This window comes from Superficieibacter sp. (genome assembly GCF_032071645.1).
In the GTDB taxonomy this organism is placed as follows: Bacteria; Pseudomonadota; Gammaproteobacteria; order Enterobacterales; family Enterobacteriaceae; genus Superficieibacter.
The window spans coordinates 15,845-25,410 of sequence record NZ_DAMAPU010000010.1 but is presented as its reverse complement, the minus strand read 5'-3'; the positions used below and the strand labels follow the sequence as shown (position 1 = coordinate 25,410).

Below are 9,566 nucleotides of genomic sequence, written 5' to 3'. Positions count from 1 at the left end.
CCACTCCCTCTCCCGCCGGGAGAGGGCCGGGGAGAGGGGATTCCGTGGCCTGTACTCTCCCCCTCTCCCTGACCCTCTCCCTCAAGGGAGAGGGGACTGTCCGGCGTGGTCATTGAGTTGGTCGCCAGCCTCTGGCCGGGCAATCCGTATCACTCTGCCCGTGGCACCAGCCACTCCCTCTCCCGCCGGGAGAGGGCCGGGGAGAGGGGATTCCGTGGCATCCCCCCCGCTCCAAAACCGCACAAACCAACACGCTCCTTCCCCCCATCGGCGGCAATCATTCGTTATGATTGGTACAACTCAAACAACCATCAATGATAACAATGAATAAAACCACTCCGGGCCTCAGCCCGACACTCATCGTGCTGATGTCCGTGGCGACAGGCCTCGCCGTCGCCAGCAACTATTACGTCCAGCCGCTGCTGGATACCATCGCCAGAGCGTTTACGCTTACCCCCGGTCAGGCCGGGTTTATCGTTACGGCGGCGCAGCTTGGCTACGCGGCGGGTCTGCTGTTCCTCGTGCCGCTGGGCGATATGTTCGAGCGCCGCAGGCTGATTGTTTCCATGACGCTGCTCGCAGCGATCGGGATGTTGATTACCGCCAGCAGCCAGTCAGTGGCAATAATGATCCTCGGCACCGCTCTGACCGGCCTGTTCTCGGTAGTGGCACAAATTCTGGTTCCGCTGGCGGCGACGCTGGCTGCGCCGGAGAAGCGCGGGAAAGTAGTGGGAACCATTATGAGCGGCCTGCTGCTGGGGATCCTGCTGGCGCGAACGGTTGCAGGGCTGCTGGCCGGTCTCGGCGGCTGGCGCACCGTGTACTGGGTCGCGGCGGCGCTGATGGTACTGATGGCGCTGGCACTGTGGCGCGGGCTGCCGAAAGTGAAGCAGGAAAACCACCTTAACTACCCGCAGATCCTCGGCTCAGTGTTCACCCTCTTTTTACGCAACAAACTGCTGCGCACCAGAGCGTTGCTGGGCTGCCTGACGTTCGCCAACTTCAGCATCCTCTGGACGTCGATGGCGTTTCTGCTTGCCTCTCCGCCGTTTAATTACTCCGAAGGAGTGATTGGCCTGTTTGGTCTGGCGGGAGCGGCAGGAGCGCTGGGCGCGCGTCCGGCCGGTGGGCTGGCAGATAAGGGCAAATCTCATCTCACCACCACCGCTGGCCTGATCCTGCTGCTGTTGTCCTGGGGAGCAATCTGGTTCGGGCACGCCTCGGTTATCGCGCTGATCATCGGCATTCTGGTGCTCGACCTCACCGTGCAGGGCGTTCATATCACCAACCAGTCGGTGATCTATCGCGTCCACCCCGATGCGCGCAACCGACTGACCGCAGGCTATATGACCAGCTACTTTATCGGCGGCGCGGCAGGCTCGCTGATCTCTGCCGCTGCCTGGCAGCACGCGGGCTGGACGGGCGTCTGTGCGGCAGGCGCAATCATAGCTGTCGTGAATCTTTTCGTCTGGTGGCGCGGTTCAGCATACGTCCAGTAAGGGCATAAAATGGCCGTGGGGTGTTAACCCGCCCCCCGGTCTGGTATGGTGCTAGCAACTTTACGAAAGTCATATTAACTCCGGCTATAAATTAATAACGCATATGGAAAGCCCTGCCGCGCTTCACGACAATCCCCGCCTCGCTTCGGCTACCCTGCTGGAAGGGATCAAAGATAGCCTGCCTGTCGTCATCAGTTATATTCCTGTCGCGTTTGCCTTTGGTCTGAACGCGACGCGCCTTGGCTTTACCCCGCTGGAAAGCCTGTTTTTCTCCTGCGTTATTTATGCCGGTGCCAGCCAGTTTGTGATCACGACCATGCTGGCAGCAGGCAGTTCACTGTGGGTGGCGGCGCTGACGGTGATGGCAATGGATGTGCGCCATGTGCTGTACGGCCCTTCCCTGCGTAGCCGGATCGTCGGGCAGCTGAGCAAACCGAAAACGGCTCTCTGGGCCTTCGGCCTGACCGATGAGGTTTTTGCCGCCGCTACCGCAAAGCTGGCGCGGGACCGTCGTCGCTGGAGTGAGAACTGGATGATCGGCATCGCCTTTTGCTCCTGGTTTTCATGGGTGCTCGGCACCATTATCGGTGCCTGGTCCGGCAGCGGCCTGCTGGAAGGTTATCCCGCCGTCGAAGCGGCGATGGGCTTTATGCTGCCGGCGCTGTTTATGAGTTTTTTGCTCGCCTCCTTTCAGCGCAAACAATCGCTGTGCGTGGTCGCCGCGCTTACCGGCGCGCTGGCAGGCGTGATGTTCTTTTCCATCCCGGTTGCCATCCTCGCGGGTATTACCTGCGGCTGCGCGACCGCGCTGATCCACACTTTCTGGCAGGAGCGTCAGCATGAGCAATAGCGTGCTCTGGCTCGGTCTGCTGGTCGGCTGCGTGAATTATCTGTTCCGCTATCTTCCGCTGCGCCTGCCTACCGCCTCCCGCCAGCCTGCAACACGGGGGGCCACCAGCGTGCTGCTGGATACCATCGGCATCGCGTCCATCTGCGCATTGCTGGTGGTTTCCTGTGCGCCAGAAGTGATGGCCGACCTCCGCCGCCTGCTGCCAACTCTTGCGGGCTTTGCCGTTCTCGGCATCAGCTTCTGGAAAACCCGCAGCATCATTATTCCTACATTATTCAGCGCGCTGGCCTACGGTCTCGCCTGGAAATGGCTCACAAATACATAACCACCAAGTATTAATTATTGTGATTAATACATTTACTTTATTTGTTACTCTCGTTACTATATCGGCTGAAACTAATGAGGTTATGCCCAAATGGATAGTTCGTTTACGCCCATTGAACAAATGCTAAAATTCCGCGCCAGTCGCTACGAAGACTTCCCTTTACAGGAAGTTCTGCTGACTCGCTTGTGTATGCATATGCAGGGCAAGTTGCTGGAAAACCGCAATAAAATGCTGAAAGCCCAGGGGATTAACGAGACGTTGTTTATGGCGTTGATTACGCTTGAGTCTCAGGAAGATCACAGCATTCAGCCTTCCGAATTAAGCTGCGCGTTGGGTTCGTCCCGTACCAATGCCACCCGTATTGCCGATGAACTGGAAAAGCGTGGTTGGATCGAACGTCGTGAAAGCGACAACGATCGTCGCTGCCTGCATCTGCAACTGACGGAAAAAGGCCACCAGTTTTTGCGAGAGGTGCTCCCGCCCCAGCATCAGTGCCTGCATAAGCTGTGGTCCTCTTTAGAAAACTCCGAGAAACAACAGCTTGAGCAAATCACGCGTAAGCTTCTGAACCGTCTTGACCAGATGGACGAAGAAGGCGCAGTCCTTGAGGCGTTGCGCTAACGTTTCAAGTCGCTCGAATATCCTGATTAAAAAGAAAATTGACAGGCCAGCAGGCCAGAACTGCTGGCCTGTCTGACAAACTGGTCGGCGTCAGCCGATGTGAAATAATAAGATCGTGGAGAATAACATGAGCGCAAATGCGGAGATCCAGAACCCGCAGCAACCGGTTAACAAGAAGGGCAAGCGTAAACGCATCCTTTTGTTGTTAACCTTGCTCTTTATTATTATTGCAGTGGCATATGGCATTTACTGGTTTTTCGTGTTGCGTCATTTTGAAGAAACCGATGACGCTTACGTGGCAGGGAATCAGGTACAAATCATGGCGCAGGTTTCGGGCAGCGTGACCAAAGTCTGGGTTGATAACACCGATTTTGTGCAGAAAGGCGACGCGCTGGTCACGCTGGATCAAACCGATGCCCAGCAGGCGTTTGAAAAAGCGCAGACCGAACTCGCTTCCAGCGTCCGTCAGACCCGGCAGTTGATGATCAACAGCAAGCAGTTGCAGGCGAATATCAACGTGCAAAAAACCGCCCTTTCCCAGGCGCAGACCGATCTTAACCGTCGCGTGCCGCTCGGCAGCGCCAACCTGATTGGCCGTGAAGAGTTGCAGCACGCACGCGATGCTGTTACCAGCGCGCAGGCCCAGCTTGACGTCGCAATCCAGCAATACAACGCTAATCAGGCGATGATCCTCGGCACAAAGCTTGAAGATCAGCCTGCCGTGCAACAGGCGGCGACCGAAGTGCGCAACGCCTGGCTGGCGCTTCAGCGGACGAAAATTGTCAGCCCAATGACCGGCTACGTTTCCCGCCGTTCCGTGCAGCCCGGCGCGCAGATCAGCCCGACCACGCCGCTGATGGCGGTAGTCCCCGCCACGAATCTGTGGGTGGACGCCAACTTTAAAGAGACCCAGCTTGCCCACATGCGCATCGGCCAGTCCGTGACCGTGGTCAGCGACGTTTACGGCGACGATATCAAATACACCGGTAAAGTGGTTGGTCTTGATATGGGGACCGGCAGCGCCTTCTCGCTGCTGCCCGCGCAAAACGCCACCGGTAACTGGATCAAAGTGGTTCAGCGTCTGCCGGTACGTATTGAGCTCGACCAGAAGCAGCTTAGCGATCACCCGCTGCGGATCGGCCTTTCTACGCTGGTGACGGTGGATACCACCAACCGCGACGGTCAGATGCTGGCGAGTCAGGCGCGCACCAGCCCGGCCTATGAAAGTAACGCCCGCGAAATCAGCCTCGAACCTGTGAATAAACTCATTAATGACATTGTGCAGGCCAACGCAGGGTAATTTAAGGTGAGCGTAATGCAACAGCAAAAACCGCTAGAGGGAGCGCAACTGGTCATTATGACCATCGCGCTGTCGCTGGCGACCTTCATGCAGGTGCTGGACTCTACCATTGCTAACGTGGCTATCCCGACCATCGCCGGGAATCTGGGATCGTCCTTAAGCCAGGGAACGTGGGTGATCACTTCGTTCGGTGTGGCGAATGCGATTTCCATCCCGATCACCGGCTGGCTGGCAAAACGCGTGGGCGAGGTGAAGCTGTTCGTCTGGTCAACGGTGGCGTTTGCTATCGCGTCCTGGGCCTGCGGTATGTCCAGCAGCCTGACGATGCTGATTTTCTTCCGCGTGATCCAGGGGATTGTCGCCGGGCCGCTGATCCCGCTGTCGCAAAGTTTGCTGCTGAGTAATTATCCGCCCGCCAAACGGTCAATCGCCCTGGCGCTGTGGTCAATGACGGTGATCGTCGCGCCGATCTGCGGGCCGATCCTCGGCGGTTATATCAGCGATAACTATCACTGGGGCTGGATCTTCTTCATCAACGTGCCGATTGGTATCGCGGTGGTGCTGATGACGCTGCAATCGCTGCGCGGTCGTGAGACGCGCACCGAGCAACGCCGGATCGACGGCGTGGGGCTGGCGCTGCTGGTGATCGGCATCGGCAGTTTGCAGGTGATGCTTGACCGGGGTAAGGAACTGGACTGGTTCGCGTCGAGCGAGATCGTCATCCTCACCGTGGTGGCGGTGGTCGCTATCAGCTTCCTGATTGTCTGGGAGCTGACGGACGATAACCCTATCGTTGACCTGTCGCTGTTTAAGTCGCGTAACTTTACCATTGGCTGCCTGTGTATCAGCCTCGCGTATATGCTCTACTTTGGCGCAATCGTGCTGCTTCCGCAGCTATTGCAGGAAGTCTACGGTTATACCGCGACCTGGGCGGGGCTGGCCTCCGCGCCGGTGGGGGTGATCCCGGTGATCCTCTCGCCGATTATTGGTCGTTTCGCCCATAAGCTCGACATGCGCAGGCTGGTCACATTCAGCTTTATTATGTATGCGGTGTGCTTCTACTGGCGCGCGTACACCTTTGAGCCGGGCATGGACTTCGGCGCATCGGCGTGGCCGCAGTTCATTCAGGGTTTTGCAGTGGCCTGCTTCTTTATGCCGCTGACCACCATCACCCTGTCGGGGCTGCCGCCGGAACGTCTGGCCGCCGCGTCGAGCCTGTCGAACTTCACCCGTACCCTGGCGGGGTCGATTGGTACGTCGATCACCACTACCATGTGGACCAACCGCGAATCGCTTCATCACGCCCAGCTTACCGAGTCGGTAACCCCCTATAATCCTAATGCGCAGCAAATGTACGATCAGCTTCAGGGTATGGGAATGAGCCAGCAGCAGGCTTCCGGCTGGCTGGCGCAGCAGATCACCAATCAGGGGCTGATTATCTCCGCTAATGAAATCTTCTGGGTTTCGGCCGGGATATTCGTGCTACTGCTGGGGCTGGTGTGGTTCGCCAAACCGCCTTTTGGCGCGGGCGGCGGAGGCGGTGGCGCGCACTAAAAAACACAAAGCGCCACCGTGGTCAGGTGGCGCTTTTGCTTATTGCCTCTCTGCCTGACCATCCGCGATGCGATCCGCGCCAGCTATTTTGGTCAATGCATAAAACAGGCCGGGGAGCGCTGACGCTTACCCGGCCTGTGAGTCATACTGCTTGTCAGGCCGGATAGCGCAGCATCCGGCAGGCCAGCTAGATATGCAGTTCCTGCAATTTTTCTTTCGGCAGTTTCAGCTCTTCATTGCTGTTCACGCGCACGTCGTGATCGAGAATATGACGCGCGATGTCCTGCGCTTCGGTCAGCGAGTGCATCTGATAAGTTCCGCACTGGTAGACGTTCAGTTCCGGGATCTGATTCTGATCCTGCACTTTCAGTACGTCGGCCATTGCCGCTTTCCAGGCATCGGCAACGCGCTGCTCGTCAGGCGTACCAATCAGGCTCATGTAAAAACCGGTGCGGCAGCCCATCGGGGAGATATCAATAATCTCAACGCCATTGCCGTTCAGGTGATTACGCATGAAACCCGCAAACAGGTGCTCCAGCGTATGAATGCCTTTCTCCGGCATCACCTCTTTATTCGGGATGCAGAAACGCAGGTCAAACACGGTGATCGCATCGCCATGCGGGGTGTTCATGGTTTTGGCCACGCGGACCGCCGGGGCTTCCATACGGGTGTGGTCGACGGTAAAGCTATCTAATAGCGGCATTTCATCTCCTCCGTTCTATCTTCTTGCCAGAAATTCAATCACTTAGCTTGTCGAAAATCAGGTCATTGCAGATAGCGTAATTTTTTTGAAATTAAAGTGAACTCTTTGTTCCCTGGCGAGTCTGAATATATGAAAGACGCGCATTTGTTATCATCATCCCTGTTTTCAGAGATGTATATTTGGCCACAGTGATGTGGCCTTTTTCTTTTGTGTCAGGCGTGTCTCGCCAACAACGTTTCAAACGACTCAGTATCTGCCGCTTCCGCTTTACGCTGACGTTCCCACGACGCCTTACCTTCGGCAATAAACGCTTCTTCGCTGAGAATTTCCAGCGGCTCCTCACGAAGCATAGCCCGGTATTGCGCAGCCAGCGCCTTTCCTGTGCCGCCAATTCCCTCGTCCAGCATCATGCGCAAAATACGCGCCGAAAAGGTCAGCTCAGGATTGTCAAAGCTGGCGACCAGCTCATCACACACTTTCTGGTAGGCATCTGAACCTTCAATGCCATCGAGGATTTGCGCGACGCGCTTCAGGTCGCGGAACAGATCTTTCCCCACCTGCACCAGCGGGAACTGGGCGCTTTCGCAACCCATGCCCAGCGTCAGACCCGGCTTGCGGCCTTCGAGGATCACCCGGTTCCAGTTGGTACGCGTACACAGCAGTTCGTCGCTGCTCATTTCCGGCGCATCAGCCAGCGCGCACCACACCATGAACAGGTCGAGGAAGCGTACCTGCTGCTCGTCCACGCCAATCGGCGAGAACGGGTTAATATCCAGCGAGCGCACTTCGATGTATTCAATACCGCCACGCAGCAGCGCGTCCGACGGCGTTTCGCCGCTGCGGGTCACCCGTTTTGGACGAATTGGCGCATACAGCTCGTTTTCAATCTGCAGGATATTACTGTTGATTTGCAGATACTTACCGTCTTTTTGCAGGCCCATTCTGGCGTACTCTTCAGACGGGGTTTTAATCGCCCGTTTCAGGCCAGCGACGTAGGTCTGCAAATCATTAAAGGTAATGCCGAGATTGCTTTGCGATTTATTGGTGTAGCCTAAATCGCTCAGACGCAGAGAGGTCGCATACGGCAGGTAGTACATCCCGTCTGCGGTTTTCTCAAACGGCAGGGCCGTCGGCTTACCTTGCAGGAAAGAGGAGCAGATAGCAGGCGAGGCGCCGAACAGATAAGGGATCACCCAGCCAAAACGGTAATAGTTGCGGATGGCGCGGAAGTAGCCCGCTGAAATCGCCTCTTTGCCGCTTTCGACGTCGGTCACGCCGCATTTCGCCTGCCAGAACGCCATCGGCAGCGAGAAGTTAAAATGCACGCCGGAGATGGTCTGCATCAGCGCGCCATAGCGATTTTTCAGGCCTTCACGGTACAGCGTTTTTAAACGCCCCATGTTAGACGTGCCGTACTGCGCCAGCTCAATGTCCTGCCCCTGCTCAATATAGCAGGGCATGCTAAGCGGCCACATCCGCTCATCGCCAATCTGGCGCGCAGTATAGCGATGCACATCCTGCATAAAGGTCAGCATATGCTGGATATCACCGTCTACCGGCGTAATAAACTCCAGCAGGGCTTCGGCAAAATCCGTGGTGATCCATTGATGGGTGAACGCCGATCCTAACGCTTCCGGGTGTCCGGTCGTTGCCAGAGTGCCGTCTTCATTAACGCGCAGCGTTTCTCGCTCGAGGCCGCGTTGGATCCCCTTCAGTGCCTGAGGATGTTTTTCCAGCCAGGCCAGCGCCTGTGATACGTCCGGGATCAAATTGACCTCCCGCCTGTCGAAATTATTGTCATAATCATATTAGTGCCATCACGCCATACCTGCGGAAACAAACGCTCAAGAATAACTGTAGTTACCCCTCCAGCGCTATTATCCATTTTTGCTATTATTCCCCAAAGAGGGGGATGACTCACAGGAGTCGGACGTCTACCGCATCCATTCCCGCCAGACGCGCCGCCTGAAGACCAAAATCCGCATCCTCAAAAACCACGCATTTTTCTGGCGCGACGCCCATCCGTTCAGCGCATAGCAGGAACGTATCCGGCGCGGGCTTGTGATTTTTTACATCATCGGCGGCGACAACCGCAGTGAAATACTGGCGCAGATTAAGATGCGCCAGCAGCGCTTCGGCTATTGCGCTTTCGCTACCGGTGCCGACTGCCATCGGACGATGTCCGTGCCACGCCTTCACCACTTCGATCAGCGGCAGCGGCTGTACGGTATCCAGCAGCATGGCTTTTACCGCGTCGGTTTTTTCCCGCGCCAGCAGGTGGGGATCGAGATCGGCCTGGTTGAGTTCGATAACCGCCTGGGCGATGCGCCAGGTCGGAGAGCCATTCAGCGCTACCATCGCGTCCATATCAAAACGCAGGCCATAACCGCCGAGGACGTTATTCCACGCTTTGCGGTGGGTCGGTTCGGTGTCGAGGATGGTGCCATCCATATCGAAAATCAGACCATCGTAACGTTCGTACATCGTGTTCTCACAAAGCGGATTACAGGACGTTACTTTAGCGTAAATGGCTGTTTTTGTCGCTGACGAGAGGATGAGGAATTATCAGGATGGAAACGGGATGATGACCCAGGCTTTATGGCTGTGAGATTTTGCAGCGTTTGAAAACGCTTCAGGGCTTTAATAGCAGGGGGAGAATATGGTGCATCCGGGAGGATGACTCGCCTTGCGGCTCGCCCTTCGGGTCGTTGCTG

The 9,566-nt window shown here is 56.6% G+C and carries 9 protein-coding genes and 1 tRNA gene (1 of these 10 cut by a window edge); 6 read left to right on the top strand and 4 right to left on the bottom strand.

Features of this window, described 5'->3' with window-relative positions; genetic code table 11:
• Positions 1-323 precede the first annotated feature (323 nt).
• The 6 genes from RT197_RS16520 (at position 324) to emrB (ending at position 6,149) form a co-directional block, all read left to right on the top strand.
• Positions 324-1,499: an MFS transporter gene (locus tag RT197_RS16520; protein WP_312952239.1), complete on the top strand. Its 1,176-nt coding sequence runs from the start codon at positions 324-326 to the stop codon at positions 1,497-1,499.
• A gap of 103 nt (positions 1,500-1,602) precedes the next feature.
• On the top strand, positions 1,603-2,349 hold the full coding sequence (locus RT197_RS16515; RefSeq protein ID WP_312952238.1) for an AzlC family ABC transporter permease: 747 nt from the start codon (positions 1,603-1,605) through the stop codon (positions 2,347-2,349).
• Positions 2,339-2,674 (top strand): L-valine transporter subunit YgaH, encoded by a 336-nt coding sequence (ygaH, locus tag RT197_RS16510; RefSeq protein ID WP_312952237.1) that lies wholly within the window; start codon positions 2,339-2,341, stop codon positions 2,672-2,674. The genes RT197_RS16515 and ygaH overlap by 11 nt, the downstream gene beginning before the upstream one ends.
• Before the next feature lie 90 nt (positions 2,675-2,764).
• On the top strand, positions 2,765-3,295 hold the full coding sequence (gene mprA, locus RT197_RS16505; protein WP_312952236.1) for a transcriptional repressor MprA: 531 nt from the start codon (positions 2,765-2,767) through the stop codon (positions 3,293-3,295).
• A 127-nt stretch (positions 3,296-3,422) separates the two neighbouring features.
• Positions 3,423-4,595, top strand: a complete 1,173-nt coding sequence (gene emrA, locus RT197_RS16500) for a multidrug efflux MFS transporter periplasmic adaptor subunit EmrA (protein ID WP_312952235.1) — start codon at positions 3,423-3,425, stop codon at positions 4,593-4,595.
• Positions 4,596-4,610: 15 nt separating this feature from the next.
• Entirely contained in the window at positions 4,611-6,149 is a 1,539-nt protein-coding gene (emrB, locus tag RT197_RS16495; protein WP_312952234.1) for a multidrug efflux MFS transporter permease subunit EmrB, read from the top strand.
• Positions 6,150-6,336: 187 nt separating this feature from the next.
• Here the strand turns inward: emrB and luxS are convergent, their stop codons facing one another.
• From luxS to RT197_RS16475, 4 genes are all read right to left on the bottom strand, one after another.
• On the bottom strand, positions 6,337-6,852 hold the full coding sequence (luxS, locus tag RT197_RS16490; protein ID WP_312952233.1) for an S-ribosylhomocysteine lyase: 516 nt from the start codon (positions 6,850-6,852) through the stop codon (positions 6,337-6,339).
• Between the two features lie 212 nt (positions 6,853-7,064).
• A complete protein-coding gene (gshA, locus tag RT197_RS16485) occupies positions 7,065-8,621 on the bottom strand; it encodes a glutamate--cysteine ligase (RefSeq protein WP_312952232.1) in 1,557 nt (518 codons plus the stop codon).
• Between the two features lie 148 nt (positions 8,622-8,769).
• A complete protein-coding gene (gene yqaB / locus RT197_RS16480; RefSeq protein WP_312952231.1) occupies positions 8,770-9,336 on the bottom strand; it encodes a fructose-1-phosphate/6-phosphogluconate phosphatase in 567 nt (188 codons plus the stop codon).
• A gap of 176 nt (positions 9,337-9,512) precedes the next feature.
• Positions 9,513-9,566, bottom strand: a tRNA-Arg gene (locus tag RT197_RS16475); it runs 154 nt beyond the window's last position.